We start from the raw sequence: 24,613 nt of genomic DNA on the forward strand, positions 1-24,613 counted from the left end.
GTCTTATTGAATGTTTTGTGTATGGAAACAAAACATATTGAAAGACAATTATAAGAAAGTAGAAATAAACGATTCACATATTTCTTTAAGGGATCTTAGTAAAGATGAGAGATAAGAAATATATAGAACCTCGTTTACATATTTTATTATAGAGATGTTTCGTTAATTCTATGTGAATATTTGGTAAAGGTTATGTAATGTTAAAGTTAATGAATATAAGTGATTGTATGGAGAAATATAAAAAAAAGAGGCTGAGATTACTCAGCGCTCTTCTTTTCTTCTTTAATAGCCGTCTTTACTTCACCAGTTTTGGTCTTGTTACTTTCAGAGAAGCGAAGTAAGTCACCTTCAATGATTTTGTCAGACATGTTCAATTCATTTTGGGCACGATCAATGAGTGGTTGAGATTCTTCTTTTGGTAATTGTACAACTTCGCCAGTAGTACGGTCGTAGAATGTACTGTTCGTGTACATGTACTTATCTGTAACGAAGCTACCGTCACGAAGAACAACGAATCCTTTATTTTCTGGTGAGAATACATCATGACCGAATTGAACTTGATTCGTAGAATCTACACCAAGTAAGTTTAGAATTGTTGGTTTAATATCAATTTCACCAGTTGGTTTTGAAATTGTTTTACCTTCTTTTTGACCTGGAACGTGAATAAACATCGGCGTTTTTTGTAAGTTCATATGGTCAAATGCAGTGATTTCTTCTTTTCCTAAGAACTGTGCCATTGCACGGTTATGGTTTTCAGAAATACCGTAGTGATCACCGTAGAATACGATAACTGAGTTGTCGTAAATACCTTCTGCTTTTAGACGCTCAATAAAGTGTTTCATTGCTTCATCTAAATAGCGAGCAGTTACCATGTAACGGTCAAATACGCCATCACCAGAATTATATTCATCGATTAATTTCGTGCTGTCATCATAAGTGAATGGGTAATGGTTTGTTAAAGTAAGGAAGCGAGTATAGAACGGTTGCTTCACTTCTTTTAACATATCGATAGATTGATCGAAGTATTCGATATCTTTTAATCCCCAATTTAATTTCGTTTCTGGCGTAATCTTGTAGTCAAGCTCGTTGTAGTAACGATCATAACCAAGTGCCGGATACATAATGTTACGGTTCCAGAATGTTGCGTTGTTCGCATGGAATACTGATGTGTGATATCCTTGCTCACGTAAAATTTCTGGAGTTGCTGTATATTCGTTATTACCGTGTGTGAAGAATACAGCACCACGGTCTAGTGGATACATTGAAGTATCTACTAAGAATTCAGCATCAGATGTTTTTCCTTGCCCAGTTTGATGGAAGAAGTTATCAAAGTAATAACTTTCTTTCGTAAATTGGTTTAAGAATGGTGTAACTTCTTGTCCGTTAACCGTTGCACCAATTAAGAATGTTTGTAATGACTCAAGAGAGACAACAATTACGTTTTTCCCTTTTGCAGTACCAAACATATTTGGATCTGGTTTGCTTTGCGTTGTTTTTACGTAGTTCTCTGTTTCTTGTAATTTACTACCGTCAGCAAAAGCTTTTTGTGAACTTGATTTTGCTTGTAAGCCAAGATCATACACTTGGTGTACATATAAACCTAAGTTTTTAACAAGCATAACGCGGTCGAATGAACGTGTTAATAGTTCAGGACGCTCAGCTTCTGCAAGTCCTAAGTTTGCGAAGAAAATAGCAACTGTTGACACGAAGTATAGGGAACGCATTGGGCGTGCTACACGTTCTGTCGGTGCAAAATTCTTCATCTTCTTCAATAAAATGAAGAATACAATAATATCAGCAAATGCAAGGATAATTTTGTAGTTAAACAATTCTTTCACACTAGAACCTAAACTTCCAAAGTTAGATGTTTGTCCTAGTACTGGTAAAGTAACGAAGTCATTGTAGAATCCGTAGAACATTACGTTACCAACAAGAACGATTGTTAAAACAAAATTAATTCCAAGTGCTATATAGTTACGTTTTTTCCCTTTTGCAAATAATGCAAGACCAACAAGCAGTAATGATGCTGCTAATGGGCTAAGGAATAAAATGAATTCTTGCATGAAAGATTCAAGTTTTAAATCAAAGCTTGTGCGTGTAATAAGGTACGTCTTCAGCCATAAAGCTAAAGCTACGAATACAGTGAAACGCACATTTTGAAATTGTGATTTCAAGGTTTCTTTCATTCATTTCCACCCTTTCTCTATCAGGCTTGGTCGATTTTGGAGCGAAAAATGCTAAAATAAAAAATACATAGTTTTCTTGGCCATAATTAGAGGTTCTATATTCACCCATATACGACTATAACTATGCATACCCTTTTGGTTTCTTGTGTTGCTCATAAGCATAACGTCATTTCTGTATTATACAACAAAATTCATTTCTGAGAAACACTATAACATTTTACATTTTTTGTATAAGATTTGTCACTACCAGAGAAAACTTTAACATTCGTTTATACGTCCGTCAACTAGAAAATATAACAAAGGTAGAGCAGAATGTTAAGTGAAAGTGAAAATTTTCTGTGTTGAGAAATAAGAAATGACAATGGGTAAGCGGCTATCTAGAAACCTATTATATGAAGGGAAGTATGTAAAAATTAACGAACACTTGTTCTTTTTTAGTTTGTTTGTTACAATGAAAGTTCATTGATAGATTATGTGTAATTTTGATGAACTTTTACTGATAACATATTGTAGCTTATTTCTTTAAAAAAATAGGGAGGCTTTTACATGGAACAAAAATTTTCAGTTGAAGCGTTTTGGAAGAAAGCAAAACATGTTGCAAAGCAAGCAGGACAGTCGGTCATTTATGCAAGTTTATTATTGTTTTATGTTTTGCAAAGACCTGATGTTCCAAAGCGAGTGAAAATTATTGTGATTGGAGCACTTGCTTATTTTATTGCACCAATTGATGCCATCCCAGATTTCATTGCTGGAGTTGGTTATACAGATGATTTAGGGGCGTTAATGGCTGCTCTATTACAAGCGTCGTTATACGTCAATGAAGAGGTGAAAGATAAGGCACGAGTGAAGTTGGCAGAATGGTTTGGTTCGGATATAGACACATCCTTTATCGATCAGAAATTAGATCAATAGGTGAGAACTGTCATATGGTGACGGGGCGAACGTAAGCGAGGAAGTGCATTATGCCATCAGGAAGAACGCATACGAAAATAAACTTAATATCCCTTCCGGTTGTTTTGTTTATGCTCTTTTCGTATGGATTAACAAACTTGGATTTTTTATTAACTTTTGCAATTGGCTTTTTAGTAGGTACTTCATTTTTAACGCCTGATTTAGATACATATAGTAATGCGTATAATAAATGGGGGTTCCTACGTATATTTTGGTATCCGTATAAGAAGGTCATGCCGCATCGCTCCTTCTTTACACATACAATTATACTTGGTGATGTGATTCGTATTGCATACATGTTAATTGTATTTTCTCCGTTTTTATTCCTATTAAATATAATTGCGTTTGACGGGAATTTAATAGAAATTGCGAAGGAACATGAGGTTGAAATTGTAACGTTCATAATGGGAATTGTTGTGGCAAGCACGCTTCACATTATAGCGGATAAAGTGAATACGCGCCGCAAGAAAATGATGAGAAAAAAGAAGAAGCGCAGAAGATAAAAAAACCGTCCCAAAAGGTATTTTGGGACGGTTTTTTCTTATTAAAAGGTTATCGTATCGCCGATGAAATTTCATTTGCCATTATGCGTGCTGCTTTAATCAAACGTTTGTTTAAAATTAAGCTTTCAGTACCTTAATACCTTTTACGATGTTCCAAATGAAATAGTATAAGCTAATGATGCTGCAAATACATAAAACGATGATGGATCCAATTCCGAATGTTACGTCTGGTTGTTCAGATCCAAGACCCATAATTCCTAAAATCATCACACCAATGAATGTAGCAATACTTGGGATAATATGTGTCCATAGAGCACGTTTTGCATGTGGTTTTGTTTCAGAATCGCCCACAATCCACACGATAATAGGGAATAAGATAGGGGCAAATAATACACTAAAGTATGATAAAGCTGCTAATATTTTGTTTCCGTTCATATATATCACCTCATAAATAATGTTCGTTGTTATACCTTTATTATGCAGGAGATTTAGTGAGCTTCCTATCGATAAACATTACAAGAACATGACGTTTTTGTAAGATTTTTATATTAAATAATAAAATTTTCAAAAAAATCTTTTTTAATAGAAATTGTTATGGTACAGTATAAATGAAAGTTTTGAAAACGTTTTCCTAAACGTTTTTTTTCTTTTTAGACTTAAAGGTATGATGACCTGATAGTCTATTGATGAGGTTATTCTATTTAAAAGGGGATTCTTTAGGGGGAGAGAACAATGAACACATGGACACAAGTTTATGATCCGTTCGGAAACATTTGGATTTCGGCAGCGGTCGCACTTATTCCGATTATCTTTTTTTTCTTAGCTTTAGCAGTTTTCCGCATGAAGGGGTATGTGGCAGGATTTATTACAGTTGTACTTACAATTTTAGTTGCGTTATTCGCTTATAAGATGCCGTTTACGATGGCGATGGCAGTGACGGGATATGGTTTTTTATACGGACTATGGCCAATTGCTTGGATTATCATTATGTCGGTATTTTTATATAAAATATCTGTGAAAACAGGTCAATTCGATGTGATTCGTGCATCTGTATTATCCATTACAAATGACCATCGTTTACTCGTTATTTTAATCGGTTTTTCATTCGGAGCATTTTTGGAAGGGGCAGCAGGATTTGGTGCACCAGTAGCGATTACCGCAGCGCTTCTTGCAGGTCTTGGGTTAAATCCTTTATATGCAGCGGGTCTTTGTTTAATCGCAAATACGGCACCAGTAGCGTTCGGAGCGATGGGAATTCCGATTACAGTTGCTGGACAAGTAACAGGTATTGATCCGCATAAAATTGGACAAATGGCTGGGCATCAATTACCGTTCTTATCATTATTTGTTCCGTTCTTTATCGTATTTTTAATGGATGGATTTAAAGGGGTAAGACAAACATGGCCGGCTCTATTTGTAGCAGGTAGCTCATTTGCAATTACGCAGTTCATTACAGCGACGTTCTTAGGACCAGAACTTCCGGATATTACGTCAGCACTTGTAAGTTTAGTGAGTTTATCGCTATTCTTAAAAGTTTGGCAGCCGAAAGAAATCTATCAGTCTAAAGAAGCAAATAGTGAAGTAGCAGCAACGGCGATATCTATGCCGAAACTAACGGTAGGAAAAGTAGTAAAAGCATGGTCTCCATTCATTATTTTAACTGTGATGGTAGTCATTTGGAGCCAAAGTTTCTTTAAAGCGTTATTTGCTCCAGGCGGTGCTTTGGAAAGCCTTGTGTTTAAGTTTGATGTTCCAGGCTTACACAATTTAGTAATGAAAGCAGAACCAATTGTAAATAAACCGACGCCTTATGAAGCAATCTTGAAATTAGATATTTTATCAGCGACGGGAACAGCAATTTTAATTGCTTGTATCATTTCTATCTTTATTTTGAAAATGAGTGCAAAAGATGCAGTAGTAACATTTAAAGAAACGTTACATGAACTTAAGATGCCAATTCTATCTATCGGATTCGTATTAGGATTCGCGTTTATCGCAAACTATTCTGGTCTATCTTCTACATTAGCATTAGCACTTGCAGGAACTGGCGGACTATTCCCGTTCTTCTCACCATTCCTAGGCTGGATCGGTGTATTTTTAACAGGATCCGATACGTCAGCGAATGCACTGTTCTCGAATTTACAAGCGATTACAGCGCAGCAAGTCGGTGTATCTGAAGTACTTCTCGTTGCAGCAAATACAACGGGCGGTGTAACAGGAAAGATGATTTCTCCGCAATCGATTGCGATTGCTTGTGCGGCAGTTGGACTTGCTGGAAAAGAATCAGATTTATTCCGATTTACAGTGAAGCATAGTTTATTCTTCGTAATTATTGTTGGTATTATGACGTATGTACAGGCATATTATTTAACGTGGATGATTCCATAAATAACAAAAGAAATAAACTTTGCATTTTTCAGATTATCGTGTATGATGAGAAAGTATTGAAAATTAAATCAGTGATAAACTAGGGGTGCCTAACGTATGCGTAGGCTGAGAGAGAAGCGTGTGAACTTCTTAACCCTTTGGACCTGATCTGGCTCGTACCAGCGTAGGGAAGTTAACGGCTTTACATAATGATGTCTTTATGAGCCAGGTCCTTATTTTTTTATGGACCTGGCTCTTTTTATTTTGGCATACGCTGGCCATATCTCGTCCTTGTCACGTACAGGGGGGCAACAAAGGTTATGAAACAGTCTGTTTCAGCTGAGCAAATTGAATTGAAATCGAGTTTACCAGGAAGTAAGAAAGTGTATGTGGATGGACCACGCACGGGTATGAAAGTGCCAATGCGCGAGATTGAACAAAGCGAAACGAACGGTATTCCGAATCCGCCAATTCGTGTATATGATACGAGCGGTCCTTATACAGATCCTGCGTATAAAGTGGAACTGGAAAAGGGGTTGCAGGCGCCGCGCCACTCTTGGATCCTGGAGCGCGGAGATGTAGAAGCATACGAAGGGCGCGAAGTAAAACCAGAGGATGACGGTGTGAAAGTGGCTTCGAAACATACGCCTGTTTTCCCGCAAATGGATCGCCAGCCGCTTAGAGCAAGGCATGGTGCAAATGTTACGCAAATGCATTATGCACGTAATGGTATCATTACGTCTGAGATGGAATATGTTGCGATTCGTGAAGGAGTAGAGCCTGAGTTTGTTCGTAAGGAAATCGCGGAAGGTCATGCCATTTTACCAGCGAATATTAACCATCCGGAAGCAGAACCGATGATTATCGGCCGTAACTTTCACGTAAAGGTCAATGCAAATATCGGAAACTCTGCTGTATCTTCTTCTATTGCAGAAGAAGTAGAGAAGATGACGTGGGCAACGCGCTGGGGCGCAGATACGATTATGGATTTATCTACAGGTAAAAATATTCATACGACGCGTGAGTGGATTATTCGTAACGCGCCTGTACCAGTTGGGACTGTACCGATCTATCAAGCGCTGGAAAAAGTAAACGGAATTGCAGAAGATTTAACGTGGGAAGTGTATCGTGATACGTTAATTGAGCAAGCTGAGCAAGGTGTTGATTACTTTACGATTCACGCGGGCGTATTACTTCGTTACATTCCGATTACTGCAAAGCGTACGACAGGTATCGTTTCACGTGGTGGTTCAATTATGGCACAGTGGTGTTTATTCCATCATAAAGAAAACTTCTTATACACTCATTTTGAAGAGATATGTGAAATTATGAAGCAGTATGATGTTTCGTTCTCTCTTGGAGATGGATTACGTCCAGGTTCGATTGCAGATGCAAATGACGAAGCACAGTTTTCTGAGCTTGAAACACTTGGTGAATTAACGAAGATTGCTTGGAAACATGATGTGCAAGTGATGATTGAAGGACCTGGGCATGTACCGATGCATTTAATTAAAGAGAATATGGAGAAAGAGCTTGATATTTGTCAGGGCGCGCCGTTCTATACACTTGGGCCGTTAACAACAGATATTGCACCAGGTTATGACCATATTACATCGGCAATTGGAGCGGCGATGATTGGCTGGTTTGGAACGGCGATGCTTTGTTATGTAACGCCGAAAGAACATTTAGGTTTACCGAATAAAGATGATGTTCGCACGGGGGTTATTACGTACAAAATCGCTGCACATGCAGCTGATCTTGCGAAAGGGCACAAAACGGCTCATCAGCGTGATGATGCACTTTCAAAAGCTCGCTTTGAATTCCGTTGGCGCGATCAATTTAATTTATCTTTAGACCCTGAACGTGCGATGGAATATCACGATGAAACACTGCCAGCAGAAGGTGCGAAAACGGCTCATTTCTGTTCAATGTGTGGACCGAAGTTTTGTAGTATGAGAATTTCACATGATATTCGTGAATATGCGAAAGACAATGATTTAGAAACGAAAGAAGCAATTGAAAAAGGGATGAAAGAGAAAGCGAGAGAATTTAAAGACACTGGTAGTCATTTATACCAATAATACGTTACACCTCTTTACTTGATTGATCACACTGTAGTACCTAACTTAAATATAGAAGAAGCCCCCTTTACTAAGACGGTAGCAAAGGGGGCTTCTGTTGTTTATAGGGCGAAGAAGAGGTGTACCCAGTAGTATAAGAGGAATAATGTGACGACTGTTGTGAGAGGAATAACGATAAGGGATACACTTAAATAGTCTTTCCATTTTACTTTAATTTTGTTTTGTTTCAGGATATACATCCAAATGAGGGAAGCTAACGTACCAATTGGTAATAATAGTGAACCGATGTCACTGCCAATAATGTTTGCCAGGTAGATAGTTTTTAATGTGACTGGGTCTAGTCCCATTTCTGTTAATGTGATTGTACCAATCATAAGTGCAGGATGGTTATTGAAGACGTTAGAGAGGAGAGAAACGAGTCCGCCCATTGCAAAGCTGGCATAGAGTAGATGCTGACTTACAACTGGCTCAAGCCAATTTACAAGTGCTGCTGTTAATCCTGCGTTGTGAAGCCCGTAAATAATTACATACATAGAGAAAGCGAAAATTAAAATGTGCCACGGTGTTTTTTTCAAAATATCGACTGGGTTTGTTCGTAAGTAGTACCATCTCCAGATGAGAAGAACGAGTGAACCGAGTACAGCAACAATTTCGATTGGGATGGATAAGAAGGATGCAACGAAAAGTAGACAGCGCATAAGGAAGACGAAGCCTAATACTTTTAGCATGAATTTTGTACGTTTTTGTTTCGTATCAACAGAATTTTTTCCTTTTAACGGATGGAAGTTTTTCGTGAAGAACATTTCTTCGATATCATATGAAGAAACAGGTAATTTCTCTGGTAGTTTTTTCTTTAAAACTGTGTACATAAGCCATGACATAAATAATAATCCTAATGTTGCAGGTACAAACATCATAGCAGTATGCATATAAAGAGTCATATTCACAATATTTAATGCGATTAAGTTTACGATATTACTTACACCAATGGGGGCACTAGAGGCAGTGGCGATTAAAGCACCACTTAATAAATAAGGGATTTGTTGATGAGGTTTTAATTTAAGGTTTCTCAGTAGTAAAATTAGGATTGGAGTTGTAATTAAAATACTACCGTCGTTATTAAATAAAAGAGTCATAAGAAAACATAATAATTGAATATACCAGTATAAACGGCGACCGGAGCCCTTTGCTAAGTTTGCAAGTTTTGCTGCGGACCAGTGGAAGAAGCCGAAGCTTTCTAATATAACCGCCATAACGATGGTCGCTAATATTGTTATGGAGGCACCGCCAATTTTACTAATAATGTCTATGACGTCTGGCTTTGATACAAGTCCAGTAATCAGGATAATGCCAGCACCAATTGCTGCCGGCCACGCCTCATTTAAGCCACGAGGTCGCCAAAAGACAACAATCATTGTTAAGAAGAATACAATAATAGTAATCCATATTTCAATGCTCATATTTTGCCTACCTTTCTATTTTCCTTTGAACAAATGTAGCTTGTCTCAAGTTTGTATTGATAGTATATTCAGCAAAAAATAAGAAGAACTAGACATATAATGGAATAAAGCGAATATGTGTTTTTTAAGCTAAAGGACAAGTGTCACTAATAGTGAAATAACTATTGTGAGAGGAGTCTATAAATTGCTTGAGCAGTAAGATAGTAAATGAAATTTTTATCAGCAATTATTGAAATATATCAACGCAACTCAAAATATATCAACGATTATTGAAATATATCAACTTATCGACAAAACATGAAAAAAGGAGTCCGTTCCAAAATGCCTTTTGGAACAGACTCCCCCGAATATATTATTTTTCCTTCAAAAAAGTTCGATCCTTCAAGAATAAATTCCAGAAGAAAATAAATCCTGGTAGTAAAATTGCGATTCCAATTGCGTATAGGATAAGCAATGCATAGAATGTTTCTGTCGTTGTAAAACTTGTAAATACAGTTACATCAGGATAAATAATATAAGGTAAATGCGCGACACCGTAAGCGTAACTTGCAAATGCATATTGAGCGACGACTGCTAAAACGGCGATGCGAGGGTATCCTAGTGTGCCATACTTCTTGTTTGTCCACCAAAGAGAAGAGTATCCGATAACGAATAAAACGATAGAAACTGTAAACCATGGGAATTGCTTTATTAGTCCTTGCATAAGCCAGTGTGTTTCCGGATCCATTACAACGAGGGCGATAATTGCTGTAACGAGTGTTGCAGGACCAAGGATGATGGCGTTTCTTCTATAAATTCTATACGAATCTTCTGAACCTTGCTCTCTCGCAAAATCAGCAAGAAAGAGAGAGGAGAGAAATAGTTCCGAAGTTAGCCCAAAGAGCATATAGCAGTAGATAACCGGGCTAGAAAGAAGTTTTCCATACAGGAGTACTTCTTTTCCTTCAGACATTGTAATATAAGCCCCCTCTGTAACGGGTAAAACGGTAATTAATAAGGCTGGAATTAAGAGCCCAGTAATACCTGAAATCACCCGAAGGAGGAATTGATACTTTGGCAGAGAGTAAGCAAATACCATGAATGTACTGCGAATTGCAATGAGTATTAAAATTAACATAACTGGCACGAACATCACTGTCGCAAGGGTGAAAGCAGCTTTCGGAAAGAAACCGAGAAAAGCGACAACGACAAAGACGAGAAATGTATTTGTTACTTCCCAAGTTGGTGATAAGTATCGATTGGCAAGCTTGGCAGCGAGCGTTGGATGTTTTGCGTATACCATGCCCCAAAAACCTGCTCCAAAATCGATGGACCCTAATATACTATATACGAAAATAAGAGCCCATAAGATGATGATTGCAATACTTTCCTCATGCACGAGAATCGCCTCCTTCGTGATGTAAATCATTTGTAAGCGGATGTTTCTTAAAGAATGTCCGTAGTACAAAAACTGTTAAAATGCCGAGTCCAATATATAAAATGATGAATAGAATAAATAAAGGACCGACAAAATCAGCGCGTGTAGAAGCGTCGACTGTCCGTTGCATACCATAAATGGTCCACGGTTGACGACCACTACAGCTGAAAATCCACCCGAATTCAATACCGAGCATCATAATTGGTCCACATGCGGCAGCTCCCCAAAGAAGCCACTTCGGTAATTCTGCACCTTTTTTTCGGTAAACAAAGTACCAATATAAGAGGGCGATTGCTGCAACTGCAAAAGTAAAGGCAGCGGTGCCGACCATTAAGTTGAATAGTGTATGTGTGTAAAATGGTGGCCACGTTTCTTGTGGAAATTCCTTTAGTCCTTTTACGACGGTGTTAGGATCGAGTCCCACTAGTAGGCTAAGCATGTTCGGAATTTCTAGTGCATAGTTTAGTTCAAGTGTGTTAGGATCTACAACTCCGCCAATTGATAACGGTGCATGTGATGTCGTTTCAAATAAAGCTTCGGCAGATGCAAGTTTTTCAGGGGAATGCTTATGTAAGGCAATCGCCGATTCGTGTCCCGAAAGCCACATCGTAGCACCTGTAATAAATGTCACGACGAGTCCTAACAGTAGTCCTTTTTTATGATAAGCAATTTCACGTTTACTTAAATTCTTCTTTAATAATTTAAATCCAGCGATAGAGGCAATGACGGCCGCTCCAGTTGTATAGGCTGTAATCACAACGTGGAATGCGCTTGTGCCAAAACTCGGATTAAAGAAAGCTTTCCATGGATCAACGTTAAAAACTGATCCATCTGGCCCCATTGAAAAGCCTGCGGGTGTATTCATCCATGTATTTGCTGATGTAATAAGCACGGCAGATGCCGTGGCACCAATCATGACAAAGAATAGCGAGATTAATCTCATGAATGGAGGTAGTTTGTCAGCTGCATATACATAAATAGACATGAATAACGCCTCTAAAAAGAAGGCGAAAATCTCAATTTGAAAGGGAACAGAAATAACCTGCCCAACAATTTTGGCAAAACCAGGCCAAAGAAGTGAGATTTGCACACCAACAATTGTTCCAGTTGGAATTGCTACACCGAGAAGGATGGCAAAAGCCTTCGTCCATCTTTTCGCCATAATGGCGTAATCGGAATCTTTCTTCCAGTGATAGAGTATTTCACTTATAAAAATCATTAATGAAAGTCCGACACCAAGTGTTGCAAAGATAATGTGGAATGCTAATGAAGAACCAAAAAATGCTCTTGCTAATGTTACCGTATCCATATGTAAACTCCTCTTCTTTTTGCCATTATTTTCTGATTGAATTGGAAGATTTATTCAAAAAAACTACCAAAAATATATATGTATTTAAAAAGTGGATATGGTAATGTAATGTTTGAATATTCTAAATAGAAAGAAGTTAATTTTTAATAATATTTTGTTTGTTTTTTAGTAAGGAATATTTTATAATCTTTTATGCGAACATAAGTTCTGTTTTTCGAGGTGAAGAAGTTTATGTGAAATGGAGAGGATGTTTTATGTATCCTGAAGTCATTAAAAAGATGGCATTTTCAAAAGAGCATAGAGATTTATTATTGAAGCTGTATAATAAAGAGATTACGCGTCGTGAATATGATCGACTTGTGGCATCGCTATATAGACCTTCTAAAGAGGCTTGTGAGGGATAGAGGCACGGGAGACAATCTAATAGATTGTCTTTTTTAATTTTACGTATGTTCTGGTAAAATTAAGGCTAGCCTTATTAGGGAGGTGAAAAGATTGCGGAAACGTTTATATATAGGGATTGGAGTTATTCTCTTAATCGCTTTAGGTGGCATTGTATTTTGGTCAGCTATACAAGGAAACCGTACAGAACATTTTATTTTAAGACATATGGTGAATGAAAATGGGGCGCTTGCCACATATCGTTTAGCGGATACAAAGGCAGGTACGGGTGAAGCGAAAGGCCGTGAAGCTTTATCGGAATCAGCAGGACTATGGCTACAATATACATTGGATAAAGACGATCAAGCGTTATTCGATGAACAAGTTAAGGTTATTCAAAATAGCTTTGTACATAAGGATCATATTGTTATATGGAAAATCTCTGAAAAGGGAGAAATGCAGTCAGCTACAAATGCACTTATAGACGATCTTCGTATTATAGAACAATTATATCGTGCTTATGAAATGTATAAGGAAGAGCGTTATAAAAACTTGGCAGATCAATTGAGTGACGCTGTAATTCGTTATAATAAGAAAGATAATTATTACGTTGATTATTATGATGCAGATGCAGGTAAACAAAATAGTTTTGCAACTACATCATACATAAATCCACACGCATTCTCGTATATGAAAAAATACGGCAAAGTTTCTGCTCAGCAATATCAGGAAGTCGTTCAATTTTTAGCGAATTATCCAAGGCATGGTTGGGCATTCCCAAAAGAGTATAAAGAAGATGGTACATTTACGTACGCTAAAGAAGTAAATCTTATTGACCAATCATACGTTGCATATCATCGAAGTTTAGGTGGCCTTTCATCAGATGCTTATTTGGAATTTATCAAGAAGAAGTTCCAGGAGGATGGAAAACTATACGGTCGTTACAATTTAGAAACGGGAAAACAAACTGTGAATTATGAATCGCCAGCCGCGTACGGACTAACGATTTTGTACGTACTACAAACAGGTGATACAAAGTTTGCAAAGGAATTATATGATCATATGGCCACATTCCGAAATGACAATATATTTAGTAGATATTACGGTGGATACGTAACAGGTGAAAATAATAATACGCATATTTTCGATAACGTATTGCCGCTTTTAGCGGAAATGGAATTGGAGAAGAGTAAGAAATAGAAGGTGCCATCCTCTGGAGGTGGCACCTTTTATTTTTTACTAAGTCGATATAATTTTACGTTCTAATATTGGAGAAGTAGTCAATTACGAATTTACGGAATTGCTGAGCGGTTTTTGATAAGTAGCGTTTCTTCGACCAACTTAATCCGATAGTTCGCTCGCAATTGGGTTCAATAATACGTAACTTATTTAATGCTAAAGTAGAGTTTTTTAATAAAGTTAAACTTGGGACAAAGGCGATGCCGAGACCTTGCTTAATAAGGTCGCTAATCACGGTTGGTTCATCTACTTCAAAAGCGATATGTGGAGTGAAGCCAGCTTCTTTACAAAATTCATCCGTTAAGTGCCGAAATCCGTAACCAGTATTCATACTAATAAACGGTTCGTCTTTTACTTCATGCAGATAGATACTTTCACGTCCTGATAAACGATGACCTGAAGGGACGACTAAGAAAATTTCTTCTGTAATAAGTGGTTCCCACATAATTTCCTCGCCTTCAATTGGCACAGAAGAAATGCAAAAGTCGATTTCTATATTATCTAGTTGTCGTTTCATAGAAGGAGTAGATGCGAGAAACTGTTGGAATCGAACGTTAGGATGTTCTAGTAAAAAAGAACCGAGTAGTTCTGGTAATATTCTCGGGATAGAAACTGCCAGTGTAATAGAGCGTTGTTGTAATTCAGCTAAGTCTTTAATTTCTCGTTCGCCTTCACTTAATTCATGAAAAATACGCTCTACTCGTTTTAAAAATACTTTCCCAAAAGAGTTTAATGTGATCTGTCGACCTTGGCGATCAAATAAAGGGACGCCTAAGTCCTTTTCTAATCTAGCGATTGTTTTGCTGAGCGAAGGTTGCGCGATATGCAATTCTTCAGCAGCTTTTGTCATATGCTCTAATCGTGCAACTGTCTGAAAGTATTTTAATTGAAGAAGTTCCATTTTGAATCTCCTTTCTATAGACCGGAAGGAATGAATTGATAATTAAAGATGTATTATACAGTATGAAAAGTGACGTGTATAGTAAATCTGTTAAACCATTCTAATGGTGTTAAATTAGGAGAAGGAGTATGTTTCATGAAGGGAATTCAACTTATATTTAAAGATTGGAAAGCGATGTGGCACCATAAACATGGACGTATCGCTTTAATTTTTTTGTTAATCGTTCCTTTAATTTATTCAGGATTCTTTTTAGCGGGATATTGGGATCCATACGGACGATTAGATAAATTACCGGTTGCGGTTGTGAATTTAGATAAGGGCGCTGCGATGGATGAAAAAACAATTCATGCAGGAGACGATTTTGTTAAAAATTTAAAAGAGAACAAGGAACTAGCTTTTCATTTCGTATCAGAAAAAAATGCTGATGAAGGGTTAAAAGAAGATAAGTATTATATGGTTGTTACGATTCCAGAGGATTTCTCTAAAAAGGTAAGTACGCTTATGGATGAGAAACCAGAGCCGGCCCAATTGCAGTACAAAGTAAATCCAGGTAAAAACTTTGTAGCAGCCCAAATTGGAACGACAGCTGTGGAAAATATGAAAACAAAAATCTCAAATAGTATTACGAAATCTTATACAGAAGGTGTCTTTTCAAAGTTTCAAGACTTAGCACAAGGATTGAGTGATGCAAGTAATGGTGCTGAGAAGCTGCATGAAGGAACGACAGATGCGAAAAGTGGGGCGAATCAGCTTGCAGATGGTATTCATCGTTTAAGTGACGGGGCATCAAAAGTGAAAGAGGGAAGTGAAAAACTTGCTTCTAGCCAATCTGCCTTAAGTGGCGGCGCAAATGAGCTGAGTGAAGGGGCAACCTCACTTCATAGTGGTATGGCGTTATTAGCTCAAGGTGAAAAAACTTTACAATCAGGGGTTAGTGAATTAAGTGCTGGTACAAATGAATGGGTGAACGGAAGTGAGAAACTTGCTGAAGGGCAAGTGAAAGCGGACAATGCAGCAAATAGTGTAAAACAACAATTAGAAGAGTACGTGAAAAGTCATCCGGAAGTGCAGCAAGATCCTGCTTTTCAAAAAATCATTGCTACTTCTAACGGATTAGCTAAGGCAGCAAACACTTTAAATAATAGCCAACAACAATTGACACAAGGTGCGAAGAAGCTTGCTGACGGTCAGAATAAGATTGAAGAAGGTATGAATACATTCGGAGTTAAGTTAAGCGAAGCTACTGCTGGAACGAAAAAGATAGCAGATGGTGCAGCAAATGTAGCAGATGGATTTACGAAGTGGGGAAATGGATTTACATCCCTGCAAGAAGGTGTAAATCATCTTGCAAGTGGCGGAACAGAGCTGAATCACGGGGCTGATCAGTTAACGAACGGACTTGTTAAACTTGACGATGGTGCGAAAGAACTTTCTACGGAATTAGGAGAGGGCGTAGAGAAGATAGCGGATGTTCGCAATGATGATGCACGCAATACGATGTTCTCAGAACCGGTTCAATTAGTGAAGTCGACAGTTTCTGACGTGCCTAACTACGGTTCAGGCATTGCACCATACTTTTTATCACTGGCATTTTATGTTGGCGGAATTATGGCATCGAATATTTTACCTCTTGGCCGTAGACAGAATATGAAGGTAAGCGGAACAGTACATTTTATTAATAAACTAGGATTAGTATATTTAATTGGACTTATTCAAGCATTACTTGTGGATGTGGCTGTGCTAGGAGTTATGAAATTAGAAGTTGCAAGTGTGCCACTCTTTGTTTTATCAAGTATCGTTATTTCCTTTACGTTCATGACATTTATTCTTATGCTAGTAACGGTATTTGGTCTTGTTGGAAAGTTCTTAGCAGTAACGCTTCTCGTCCTGCAATTAGCGACGAGCGGGGGGACTTTCCCAGGAGAATTAAATATAGCTGTTCTTAGCAAAATTGGACAGTTTCTCCCAATGTCCCATTCTCTTAGAGGATTACAAGATGTTATCTCTTTAGGAGATTGGTCACAATTACAAATGCAAATTTTAATATTGTTATGCTATCTCGTTGTTGCCGGCGGAATTGCTTGGATCACGAGTCACATACAACATAGGGAAGCGAATGCGGAACAAGTTTCTTAAAATGAAAAAAGCTATCCGATTTTTCCGGATAGCTTTTTCTTATTTCTTTTCCATTACCGCAAAGTAATTGTTTTCATTATCAGCAAAGTTGAATGCTCTACCTGTAGGTAAATCTACAACCTGTCCAACGGTAACATTTTTCTCAGAAAGATCTTTATACAATTGATCTAAGTTATTAGAGAAGAACATAAGTGAAGGTGTATTTAAATTTAATTCAGGTTGCATCTTCGCAATTAACGCTTTATCGTGAAGGACGATGCTTGTGCCTGCTTCTTTCGTTGGTGCAATTTCAATCCAGCGAAATCCTTGTCCGTTATTTTCTTCCGCAATAATTTGGAATCCTACTGTCTCAGTCCAAAATTGTACTGCTTCATCTTGATTATTTACATATAACATAATTTGTCCAATTTGATTAATCATAGGTGTGTCCTACTTTCTTTTCTTGTATGGAATTCTATTATATCAAAGATATGGTTTGAATACCTTTTCGTGATTTTTCCGAAGTACAACCTTCGCCCATTTTACATTTGTTGTAGGGGAAGGTCCTGTAATCCACGTATGAAGTGGTAGTGTCCTGCAAATGACCATTGCTGAAATCGAGATTGTGGCCGTTATTGTAAATAATAATAGGCTATATAATATTGTGTTTTCTTGCAGTGTAAATACAGAAAGAAATTTTGTACATAGTTGTAAGAAGAAAAAGTGAGCTAAATAAGCACCATATGTGTAATTCCCGATAAATCGTAAAGCTTTATACAAGAAACCGCGTCGCTGTACGATTGTAATAGACAGAACGTAAAGTATGATAATTTCGCATACAATATATAAAAACATAGACGGTTTTAAATAAGTCGAAACGGTTAAATGAATAGAGTTTGCTCCGTAAAAACTAAATAACTCATAATTGATGAATAGAAATAAGACGAAAAATAACATTGTTATAAGCGGGATATGTTTCATGACAAATAAACGCCAAGTTTTTAGTGCGACAGCTGCGATTCCTCCCATGACGAAATAGAATGAGTAGAAGAAGAAGGAACGATCTGTATAATGTAAAATGGTTGAGCTAGTCAATTTCTCTCCATTAAAAATGTAGTGAGAAGAATACCACATTAAGAGGAAATATAGAGAAGCAAAGATGGTCATATATTTATATATGTCTTTTTTATTTTTTGTTCGTTTTTGAAACCAATAAAATAGTGTGCACAGCAAAGGGAACAATAAATGAATTTGGAACATCATAATCACGTACCAAAGATGGGGCGCGGCTGTTCCGAGTAATAAACTTTTTATTCCGCTTTGTAGTGTAATCATATCGTTTGTTGTTAATAAGTAAAGAATAGACCAGAAGAAATAAGGAATGAGTAAATGTGCGGCTTTTTCATAAATATATTCTGTGTAGGCTAGTTGCTTTGTATATTGCCGAATTAAGTGAAAGCCAACGATAAATATGAATGCAGGTGCTGAAAATTTTGCAAGGTTGAATAGCATGCCCATAATGAGGGATTGCTCAAGTAAGACATTTCCTTGATTCATTGTATATAATAAGGAACTTTGCAAAACAACAGCAAGGAATGCAATGCTTTGCAAAATTTTAAATTCTGGTGCGCTTTGAGTCATTATGTCCATCTCCTTTTCCATACATGATTATAGTACGGAGAATGGATAATAGGTGTGGAATATTTGTGAAGATTATAACAAATTTGTGGCGGAATGGATTATTTCGATATATTTATCACAACAAAAAAGAGGATGCTCGTTTGGAGCATCCTCTTTCCATTTTATTAAGCAAATTTATTTTTGATCCAGTTTTTACCTTCTACAAGGCGAGCTGTCATTACGGCACAAGCGTTATCTGCTGTTACGTTTAACATCGTTGCAGGAGGATCAATGATTGTACTAATTGCTGCGATAATTGGCAATGCTTCTGGCGGGAAGCCGTATAGAGAAACGATTAACATTTCACCAATCATACCACCACCTGGAATGGCGCCCATTACTGTTCCTACTAATAGAGAAACAACAAGTGCAATTGCTAATGTTTTCGGTCCTTCGAATTCCATGTTGAAAATACCAAATAAGAAAGCAATTTTTAATACGCCACCTAAAACAGATCCGTCTTTATGAAGTGTAGATCCAAGAAGGACAACTGTTTCACGAACGTCAGAAGAGATACCCATTTTCTTCGTTGCTTCTAAGTTCGCTGGAATACTTGCGGCACTACTACAAGTTGCAAGAGATGTAACTGTAGGAGAGACCATGTTCTTCCAAAATAATTGTACACCTTGCTTGCGACCCGCAAGGTATGCATAGAACGTGAAGAATACAAAGAAGTAAATTAGAGACGCTGGATAGTATACCATTGCTGCTCGGAAATAAGTTCCAAGAAGTTGTGGTCCGAATTCACCAACTAATGCCGCGAAGTAAGCAGCAAGTCCGATTGGAGCGTAGTACATAATGAAAGATACAACTTTCATTGAAATTTCTGCACCAGCTTGTAAGAATGTAGCGAATGGTTTTCCTTTTTCACCAACTGCTGAAGTTGCAACCCCCATTAAAATAGAGAAGAAAATAAGAGCTAACATATTTTCACGAGATAGTAACTTCGAGAAATCAGATACTGTTATAATACCAACAATTTGATCCGCAACACTAACAGCTTTTTCAGCTTTATCGGGCTGCGTTAGTTCTAATACAACACCTTGTGCTGGCGGGAATACTTTCACGACAATAATCATAAAAATAGCAGCTAAAATACTTGTAAATAAGAAAGTTCCAGCCATACTAGACATAATTTTACCGAAACGTTTTAATCCATCCATATTAGCAATAGATGACGCGATGCTAAAGAACACTAAAGGTACAACAATCGTAAACATTAAGTTTAAGAAAATGTCACCAAGCGGCTTTAAAGCAACGGCATCGGCACCCATGAAATAACCAATGAAACCACCAATTAGGATAGAAGATAATAAAATAAGCGGAAAGCGATATGCCTTCATAAATATATCCTCCTATCAATTAAAAAAATCATACTGAATTATTATAGCGAGTTAGAGTCCTCTTTACTAGGAGAATAATGATAGATGGAATAGCGTGAAAACCGAGAAATTTTTGTTTTTAAGCTCGGCATACAGCAGGAAATCTAGACATATATATTTGTAACCTAGTGGTGGCAAAGGATGCGCCGTAACTTAGGTTTGCAAAAAGGGGGAGGGGAAAAGGGATGAATATTTTACTTTGCTGTGCAGCGGGAATGTCTTCCAGTTTGATTGTTACAAAAATGGAGAAAGCAGCAGAGGCAAGAGGGATAGAGGTAAAGATTTGGGCAGTATCAGGTTCTGAAGTAAATAGTCACATAGATGAAGCTGATGTACTTTTACTTGGACCACAAGTACGTTATTTATTACCGAAAATGAAAGAGTTATGTAAGGAGAAGGGAGTACCTGTTGATGTCATTCAATCTGTCCATTACGGGCTTTGTAATGGAGAAGCTATCTTACAAGCAGCTTTGTCAATGAAACCATGAGGAGAGTGGGATAGATGATACGGTTTTTAGAGAAATATGTAATGCCAGTAGCGGGAAAGGTTGCAGAACAGAGGCATTTGCTAGCAATTCGTGATGGACTTGTATTGACGATGCCTTTCTTAATTATAGGATCATTTTTCCTCATCATTAGCGCTTTACCAATACCAGGTTATAATGATTTTATGGCAGGTTTGTTTGGGGAGAATTGGCAGAGGGCTTTGGGGTATCCAGTTAGTGCAACTTTTAATATAATGGCTTTAATAGCTGTTTTTGGAATCGCTTACAGACTTGGAGAATATTATAAAGTGGACGCTTTAGCATCCGGGGCATTGTCGCTTGTGACGTTTTTACTTGCGACGCCATTTCAAGTTGCATATATTATACCAAGTACAAAAGAGAGTGTACTTGTAGAAGGTGCTATCCCAGCTGCATTAATGGGAAGCCAAGGGTTATTTGTAGCAATGATTATTGCACTTATATCTACTGAACTTTATCGGTTTATTGTACAAAAAAAGATAATTATAAAGATGCCAGAGACAGTTCCGCCAGCTGTGACACGTTCATTTGCCGCGCTTGTTCCAGGATTTATTGTTGTAACGGTTATTTGGATTTTACGCTTAATTATAGAAAATACTTCTTTTGGCAGTATCCATAATATTGTGGGGCAAATTTTACAGGAACCACTTAGTGTACTTGGTGCTAGTCTTTGGGGCGCAATAATAGCTGTTATTCTCGTTCATGTTCTTTGGTCATGTGGAATTCATGGAGCTACTATTGTTGGTGGTGTAATGAGTCCGGTTTGGTTGTCGTTAATGGATCAAAACCGAGTTGCTTACCAAGCAGGGCAAGATATACCAAATACGATTACTGCACAGTTTTTTGATTTATGGATTTATATGGGCGGATCTGGTGCGACACTTGCTTTAGTTATTGGAATGTTATTGTTTGCACGAAGTCAGCAATTAAAAAGTTTAGGTAGATTGTCAATTGCACCTGGTATATTTAATATTAATGAGATGGTAACTTTTGGTATGCCGATTGTCATGAACCCAATTTTACTAATTCCATTTATATTGGTTCCGGTTGTGTTAACGATAGTTTCTTACTTTGCGATGGAATGGGGGTTAGTTGCCCGTCCGAGCGGAGCTGCTGTACCTTGGACGACACCGATTCTTTTTAGTGGATATTTAGGATCGGGCGGGAAAATTTCAGGTGTTGTGTTACAACTTGTTAATTTTGCGCTGGCATTCTTCATTTATTTACCGTTCTTAAAAATATGGGATAAACAAAAGTTGGCGGAAGAAAAGGGGGAGTAAAGAACTAAAATGGATACGATAGAAACGAAGGCTTTTCATTTAATTTTGCATGGGGGAAATGCACGAAGTTGTTCAATGGAAGCAATTGATTGTGCAAAGCGTGGAGAATTTACAGAAGCAGAAGCGAAATTACAAGAAGCGTTAGAGGAATTAAAAGAGGCGCACCGTGTACAAACGGAGCTCATACAGAAAGAAGCTGGTGGTGAAAAGACCGAAGTTACCCTTCTGATGGTGCACGCGCAAGATCATTTAATGAATGCAATTACGGTGAAGGAATTAGCGAGTGAATTTGTAGAACTATATAGGAAGATGTCAGCGGATGAATGAACCTTGCGTATGCAAGGTTTTTTTATGTTGTATTAAGAGACAGTTATGACGAAACAAAAACCACTTACGCAGGATTATATTTATTATTTCCAGGTTTATGTAAAAATGAAATTGTAAAGGGGGTGGGAAATAGATGAAAGTTCGCATCGAATTGGACCCATCACAAAAAGAAGTAGAAATTATTATAAATACAGGTGAAGTAACAGATGAAATTCAGCAGCTTTTAAAAATAATAGAAGGAGGAACTGTGAATCAAATTGTCGGTGTGTTAGATCATCAGTATTATTTATTGAATTTATATGATATTTATTGGTTTTATACAGAAGGAAGAAAAGTTATGGCACAAACAAAGAAAGGGAGTCTTGAAGTGAAGGCTCGTTTGTATGAATTAGAGGAACAGTTAGCTGGAAAGCGGTTTGCTAGATTTTCTAAGTCAATACTTGCAAATTTAGGGCATGTTAAAAGCTTTGAAATGTCTTTTAGCGGCAGTATGTGTGCCCATTTTTCTAATGGAATGAAAGAATATATTTCGAGAAAATATGTACCGCTTATTAAAGAATCTTTACATATAGGAGGAGGTTAAAAGATGTTTGCTAGAATTTTTAATAAAATAGCCTTTGGACTTGGGATGGCGATGTTATATAGTTTGTTGTTTTTATGGATTGGTTATGTAAAAGGAATGGAAACAGTAGAAACAAAAACATTAATTACGTATTTAGTTACGGCAAATATAATAGGGCTTATCCTTTCTTTCGCTTCATTTATTTTTGAAAAAGAAGAATGGAGCATATTAAAACAGACGATGACTCACTTTATTGTTTTAATAGGAACATTTTTGCCCACAGCCATTTGGATTGGATGGGTTCCAAATCGTTTCGGTCCGATTCTTGTTTGTATAGGAAGTTTTATTGTTATTTACTTCATTATATGGTTTATGATGATGTTATACTGGAAGCGAAAAATCGAGAGATTAAACCATCAATTAAGGTGAAAAAATATGTATGTTTCTGTACCATCAGTGGAATGGTCGTTCCACTGATGGTATTTACAATCCTCCTTTTTCACAAATGAGTAAGAGTGATAATTAATCGGTTGTAACAATCTCTCCTATACCACGAATTAGTTTTTTTATATTCATCTCATTTGGTTTTAATATACTTACGATATAATCAATCGCTATTTGCGGTTCAACGGTCGTACCACACGTATAACAGTCAATGGCTGCAAAGTTTTTTTCTGGATAAGTGTGAATAGAAAGGTGGCTTTCTGATAGTAAAACTAAGACAGTAACACCGTGCGGTTCGAATTCTTTTGCACTTACGTTTAAAACATGGGCACCTGAGTGATCAGCAGCGGTAACTAAATGATATTCTAAAAAGTGAACATCATCTAATAGGGAAAAATCCACTCCCCATAAATCTACTATTATATGCTTACCGAAAGTAGAGTATTCCATAAGATAGCACTCCTCACTATAATATCGTTAAAACTCCATTTCTTTTTTATAACACTGATGTAGGATAAGGTTTGATTCTGAATTTAAAAGGGCAAGGTTACGCTGTTCGAGATGTTCTTCTTTAAATTGAAATAAGGGAGAAAGAAGAGAAGGTAATGTTTGAGGAGTTGGTACAACATATAATTGCTCAATTTGATCGAGTACATAGTCAGAATTAGCCGCAATATGAAATCCCCAGTCAGTTCCGAAAGAAGGAACGATTGTATGATAACTTTTCACAGTTAATCCAGCATGTTCAATTGTGTTACCGATACTCCAATATACAAGGGGTGCATCAGCAGGTGAATTAGATTGACAGACGAACGCGCCATCTTCTGTTAAAAACGTAGCGATACGAGCAAAAAGTTCACTTGTATATAAAGTACTTAACAACTCTGTCGCTGGGTCTGGAAAATCAATAATGATTACATCGTATAAAGAGGAAGGAGAATTCAGAAATTCCTTTGCATCGCATACGTGTGCATTCACACGATTATCAAAAAATGCGCTTTTGTTCAAAGAAACTAATTCAGGAACATTACGAGCCATATCAATCATCGATCCATCTAAGTCAACAAGGTCTACATGTAGCACAGTTTCATATTTTAAAACTTCTCGTAAGGCAAGGCCATCGCCACCACCTAATATGAGAACACGTTTTGGATCAATTACTTTTGACATAATCGGATGCACAAGGGCTTCATGATAAATTTGTTCGTCAACGGAACTGAATTGTAGTTGTTTGTCTAAATATAAACGGACATCGCTTACTTGTAACAAAGTAATATTTTGATAATTACTTTGTTCTGCAAATAAACTCGTATGCTCGCCATTTTGTATCTGTTGTAGAGAAATTGCATCCCATACATCTAAGTTGTGTGAACTTATTTCTATTATAGGTTCCAATTGTTCTTGTTTGTCCTGTTTATTTTGCTTATCCTGCTTATCTTGTTTATTTTGCTTGTCCTGCTTGTCTTGTTTATTTTGTTTGTCCTGCTTGTCTTGTTTATTTTGT

The 24,613-nt window shown here is 37.2% G+C and carries 23 protein-coding genes and 1 riboswitch; of the genes, 12 read left to right on the forward strand and 11 right to left on the reverse strand.

Annotated features, from left to right (window positions below):
* Positions 1-257 precede the first annotated feature (257 nt).
* Positions 258-2,186, reverse strand: a complete 1,929-nt coding sequence (locus AC3WTA_RS20490) for an LTA synthase family protein (RefSeq protein ID WP_000665355.1) — start codon at positions 2,184-2,186, stop codon at positions 258-260.
* 546 nt (positions 2,187-2,732) lie between these two features.
* Here AC3WTA_RS20490 and AC3WTA_RS20495 point away from each other — a divergent pair.
* Both AC3WTA_RS20495 and AC3WTA_RS20500 read left to right on the forward strand, forming a co-directional pair.
* On the forward strand, positions 2,733-3,098 hold the full coding sequence (locus tag AC3WTA_RS20495; RefSeq protein WP_000435500.1) for a YkvA family protein: 366 nt from the start codon (positions 2,733-2,735) through the stop codon (positions 3,096-3,098).
* 50 nt (positions 3,099-3,148) lie between these two features.
* On the forward strand, positions 3,149-3,640 hold the full coding sequence (locus AC3WTA_RS20500) for a metal-binding protein (protein WP_001139085.1): 492 nt from the start codon (positions 3,149-3,151) through the stop codon (positions 3,638-3,640).
* 117 nt (positions 3,641-3,757) lie between these two features.
* Here the strand turns inward: AC3WTA_RS20500 and AC3WTA_RS20505 are convergent, their stop codons facing one another.
* Positions 3,758-4,075 carry a magnetosome magnetite crystal formation protein family gene (locus AC3WTA_RS20505; protein ID WP_001014112.1) on the reverse strand — a complete coding sequence of 106 codons (318 nt, stop codon included), beginning with the start codon at positions 4,073-4,075 and terminating at the stop codon, positions 3,758-3,760.
* A gap of 297 nt (positions 4,076-4,372) precedes the next feature.
* Here AC3WTA_RS20505 and lldP point away from each other — a divergent pair, with 297 nt between their 5' ends.
* The gene (gene lldP / locus AC3WTA_RS20510; RefSeq protein ID WP_001099330.1) at positions 4,373-6,028 is read left to right on the forward strand and encodes an L-lactate permease; all 1,656 of its coding nucleotides are present in this window, start codon (positions 4,373-4,375) and stop codon (positions 6,026-6,028) included.
* 71 nt (positions 6,029-6,099) lie between these two features.
* A riboswitch (TPP riboswitch) is annotated at positions 6,100-6,215 on the forward strand.
* A gap of 112 nt (positions 6,216-6,327) precedes the next feature.
* A complete protein-coding gene (gene thiC / locus AC3WTA_RS20515) occupies positions 6,328-8,088 on the forward strand; it encodes a phosphomethylpyrimidine synthase ThiC (protein ID WP_097860399.1) in 1,761 nt (586 codons plus the stop codon).
* A gap of 101 nt (positions 8,089-8,189) precedes the next feature.
* Here the strand turns inward: thiC and AC3WTA_RS20520 are convergent, their stop codons facing one another.
* From AC3WTA_RS20520 to cydA, 3 genes are all read right to left on the reverse strand, one after another.
* On the reverse strand, positions 8,190-9,548 hold the full coding sequence (locus AC3WTA_RS20520; RefSeq protein WP_000021148.1) for an arsenic transporter: 1,359 nt from the start codon (positions 9,546-9,548) through the stop codon (positions 8,190-8,192).
* A gap of 352 nt (positions 9,549-9,900) precedes the next feature.
* Positions 9,901-10,926 (reverse strand): cytochrome d ubiquinol oxidase subunit II, encoded by a 1,026-nt coding sequence (locus AC3WTA_RS20525; protein WP_000544166.1) that lies wholly within the window; start codon positions 10,924-10,926, stop codon positions 9,901-9,903.
* Entirely contained in the window at positions 10,919-12,274 is a 1,356-nt protein-coding gene (gene cydA, locus AC3WTA_RS20530) for a cytochrome ubiquinol oxidase subunit I (RefSeq protein WP_000381969.1), read from the reverse strand. The genes AC3WTA_RS20525 and cydA overlap by 8 nt, the downstream gene beginning before the upstream one ends.
* Positions 12,275-12,528: 254 nt before the next feature.
* Here cydA and AC3WTA_RS20535 point away from each other — a divergent pair, with 254 nt between their 5' ends.
* Entirely contained in the window at positions 12,529-12,678 is a 150-nt protein-coding gene (locus tag AC3WTA_RS20535; RefSeq protein WP_000283173.1) for a hypothetical protein, read from the forward strand.
* Positions 12,679-12,769: 91 nt separating this feature from the next.
* On the forward strand, positions 12,770-13,855 hold the full coding sequence (locus tag AC3WTA_RS20540) for a hypothetical protein (RefSeq protein ID WP_001231679.1): 1,086 nt from the start codon (positions 12,770-12,772) through the stop codon (positions 13,853-13,855).
* 55 nt (positions 13,856-13,910) lie between these two features.
* Here AC3WTA_RS20540 and AC3WTA_RS20545 read toward each other — a convergent pair whose 3' ends face one another.
* Entirely contained in the window at positions 13,911-14,795 is an 885-nt protein-coding gene (locus tag AC3WTA_RS20545; RefSeq protein ID WP_000421920.1) for a LysR family transcriptional regulator, read from the reverse strand.
* Positions 14,796-14,930: 135 nt separating this feature from the next.
* Between AC3WTA_RS20545 and AC3WTA_RS20550 the strand changes: the two genes are divergently transcribed.
* The gene (locus tag AC3WTA_RS20550) at positions 14,931-16,931 is read left to right on the forward strand and encodes a YhgE/Pip domain-containing protein (protein ID WP_000676348.1); all 2,001 of its coding nucleotides are present in this window, start codon (positions 14,931-14,933) and stop codon (positions 16,929-16,931) included.
* Between the two features lie 39 nt (positions 16,932-16,970).
* Here AC3WTA_RS20550 and AC3WTA_RS20555 read toward each other — a convergent pair whose 3' ends face one another.
* From AC3WTA_RS20555 to AC3WTA_RS20565, 3 genes are all read right to left on the reverse strand, one after another.
* On the reverse strand, positions 16,971-17,351 hold the full coding sequence (locus tag AC3WTA_RS20555; RefSeq protein ID WP_000609846.1) for a VOC family protein: 381 nt from the start codon (positions 17,349-17,351) through the stop codon (positions 16,971-16,973).
* Between the two features lie 42 nt (positions 17,352-17,393).
* A complete protein-coding gene (locus AC3WTA_RS20560; protein ID WP_492333002.1) occupies positions 17,394-18,551 on the reverse strand; it encodes an acyltransferase in 1,158 nt (385 codons plus the stop codon).
* A 164-nt stretch (positions 18,552-18,715) separates the two neighbouring features.
* Positions 18,716-19,933 (reverse strand): dicarboxylate/amino acid:cation symporter, encoded by a 1,218-nt coding sequence (locus tag AC3WTA_RS20565; protein WP_000649365.1) that lies wholly within the window; start codon positions 19,931-19,933, stop codon positions 18,716-18,718.
* A gap of 224 nt (positions 19,934-20,157) precedes the next feature.
* Here AC3WTA_RS20565 and AC3WTA_RS20570 point away from each other — a divergent pair, with 224 nt between their 5' ends.
* The 5 genes from AC3WTA_RS20570 to AC3WTA_RS20590 all read left to right on the forward strand — a co-directional run bounded on the left by AC3WTA_RS20570 (position 20,158) and on the right by AC3WTA_RS20590 (position 23,094).
* On the forward strand, positions 20,158-20,460 hold the full coding sequence (locus AC3WTA_RS20570) for a PTS sugar transporter subunit IIB (protein WP_001023539.1): 303 nt from the start codon (positions 20,158-20,160) through the stop codon (positions 20,458-20,460).
* A 14-nt stretch (positions 20,461-20,474) separates the two neighbouring features.
* Positions 20,475-21,776 carry a PTS cellobiose transporter subunit IIC gene (celB, locus tag AC3WTA_RS20575; RefSeq protein WP_000617771.1) on the forward strand — a complete coding sequence of 434 codons (1,302 nt, stop codon included), beginning with the start codon at positions 20,475-20,477 and terminating at the stop codon, positions 21,774-21,776.
* 9 nt (positions 21,777-21,785) lie between these two features.
* A complete protein-coding gene (locus AC3WTA_RS20580) occupies positions 21,786-22,103 on the forward strand; it encodes a PTS sugar transporter subunit IIA (protein WP_000379643.1) in 318 nt (105 codons plus the stop codon).
* A gap of 133 nt (positions 22,104-22,236) precedes the next feature.
* Positions 22,237-22,686 (forward strand): LytTR family DNA-binding domain-containing protein, encoded by a 450-nt coding sequence (locus AC3WTA_RS20585; protein ID WP_000868211.1) that lies wholly within the window; start codon positions 22,237-22,239, stop codon positions 22,684-22,686.
* Between the two features lie 3 nt (positions 22,687-22,689).
* The gene (locus AC3WTA_RS20590; RefSeq protein WP_000457997.1) at positions 22,690-23,094 is read left to right on the forward strand and encodes a DUF3021 domain-containing protein; all 405 of its coding nucleotides are present in this window, start codon (positions 22,690-22,692) and stop codon (positions 23,092-23,094) included.
* Between the two features lie 93 nt (positions 23,095-23,187).
* On the opposite strand, the gene speD is transcribed toward AC3WTA_RS20590, so the two are convergent.
* Positions 23,188-23,559 (reverse strand): adenosylmethionine decarboxylase, encoded by a 372-nt coding sequence (speD, locus tag AC3WTA_RS20595; RefSeq protein ID WP_000456841.1) that lies wholly within the window; start codon positions 23,557-23,559, stop codon positions 23,188-23,190.
* A gap of 27 nt (positions 23,560-23,586) precedes the next feature.
* On the reverse strand, positions 23,587-24,613 hold a 1,027-nt coding region (locus tag AC3WTA_RS20600), incomplete at its 5' end, for a polyamine aminopropyltransferase (protein ID WP_492333003.1).

The organism is Bacillus sp. EB106-07-01-XG149 (assembly GCF_058791555.1).

What these genes read in the sequence shown, in the direction of transcription:
- AC3WTA_RS20490 (WP_000665355.1), bottom strand. Translation starts at nt 2,186, where the DNA reads ATGAAAGAAACCTTGAAATCACAATTTCAAAATGTGCGTTTCACTGTA.
- AC3WTA_RS20495 (WP_000435500.1), top strand. Translation starts at nt 2,733, where the DNA reads ATGGAACAAAAATTTTCAGTTGAAGCGTTTTGGAAGAAAGCAAAACAT.
- AC3WTA_RS20500 (WP_001139085.1), top strand. Translation starts at nt 3,149, where the DNA reads ATGCCATCAGGAAGAACGCATACGAAAATAAACTTAATATCCCTTCCG.
- AC3WTA_RS20505 (WP_001014112.1), bottom strand. Translation starts at nt 4,075, where the DNA reads ATGAACGGAAACAAAATATTAGCAGCTTTATCATACTTTAGTGTATTA.
- lldP (WP_001099330.1), top strand. Translation starts at nt 4,373, where the DNA reads ATGAACACATGGACACAAGTTTATGATCCGTTCGGAAACATTTGGATT.
- thiC (WP_097860399.1), top strand. Translation starts at nt 6,328, where the DNA reads ATGAAACAGTCTGTTTCAGCTGAGCAAATTGAATTGAAATCGAGTTTA.
- AC3WTA_RS20520 (WP_000021148.1), bottom strand. Translation starts at nt 9,548, where the DNA reads ATGAGCATTGAAATATGGATTACTATTATTGTATTCTTCTTAACAATG.
- cydA (WP_000381969.1), bottom strand. Translation starts at nt 12,274, where the DNA reads ATGGATACGGTAACATTAGCAAGAGCATTTTTTGGTTCTTCATTAGCA.
- AC3WTA_RS20535 (WP_000283173.1), top strand. Translation starts at nt 12,529, where the DNA reads ATGTATCCTGAAGTCATTAAAAAGATGGCATTTTCAAAAGAGCATAGA.
- AC3WTA_RS20545 (WP_000421920.1), bottom strand. Translation starts at nt 14,795, where the DNA reads ATGGAACTTCTTCAATTAAAATACTTTCAGACAGTTGCACGATTAGAG.
- AC3WTA_RS20550 (WP_000676348.1), top strand. Translation starts at nt 14,931, where the DNA reads ATGAAGGGAATTCAACTTATATTTAAAGATTGGAAAGCGATGTGGCAC.
- AC3WTA_RS20555 (WP_000609846.1), bottom strand. Translation starts at nt 17,351, where the DNA reads ATGATTAATCAAATTGGACAAATTATGTTATATGTAAATAATCAAGAT.
- AC3WTA_RS20560 (WP_492333002.1), bottom strand. Translation starts at nt 18,551, where the DNA reads ATGACTCAAAGCGCACCAGAATTTAAAATTTTGCAAAGCATTGCATTC.
- AC3WTA_RS20565 (WP_000649365.1), bottom strand. Translation starts at nt 19,933, where the DNA reads ATGAAGGCATATCGCTTTCCGCTTATTTTATTATCTTCTATCCTAATT.
- AC3WTA_RS20570 (WP_001023539.1), top strand. Translation starts at nt 20,158, where the DNA reads ATGAATATTTTACTTTGCTGTGCAGCGGGAATGTCTTCCAGTTTGATT.
- celB (WP_000617771.1), top strand. Translation starts at nt 20,475, where the DNA reads ATGATACGGTTTTTAGAGAAATATGTAATGCCAGTAGCGGGAAAGGTT.
- AC3WTA_RS20580 (WP_000379643.1), top strand. Translation starts at nt 21,786, where the DNA reads ATGGATACGATAGAAACGAAGGCTTTTCATTTAATTTTGCATGGGGGA.
- AC3WTA_RS20585 (WP_000868211.1), top strand. Translation starts at nt 22,237, where the DNA reads ATGAAAGTTCGCATCGAATTGGACCCATCACAAAAAGAAGTAGAAATT.
- AC3WTA_RS20590 (WP_000457997.1), top strand. Translation starts at nt 22,690, where the DNA reads ATGTTTGCTAGAATTTTTAATAAAATAGCCTTTGGACTTGGGATGGCG.
- speD (WP_000456841.1), bottom strand. Translation starts at nt 23,559, where the DNA reads ATGGAATACTCTACTTTCGGTAAGCATATAATAGTAGATTTATGGGGA.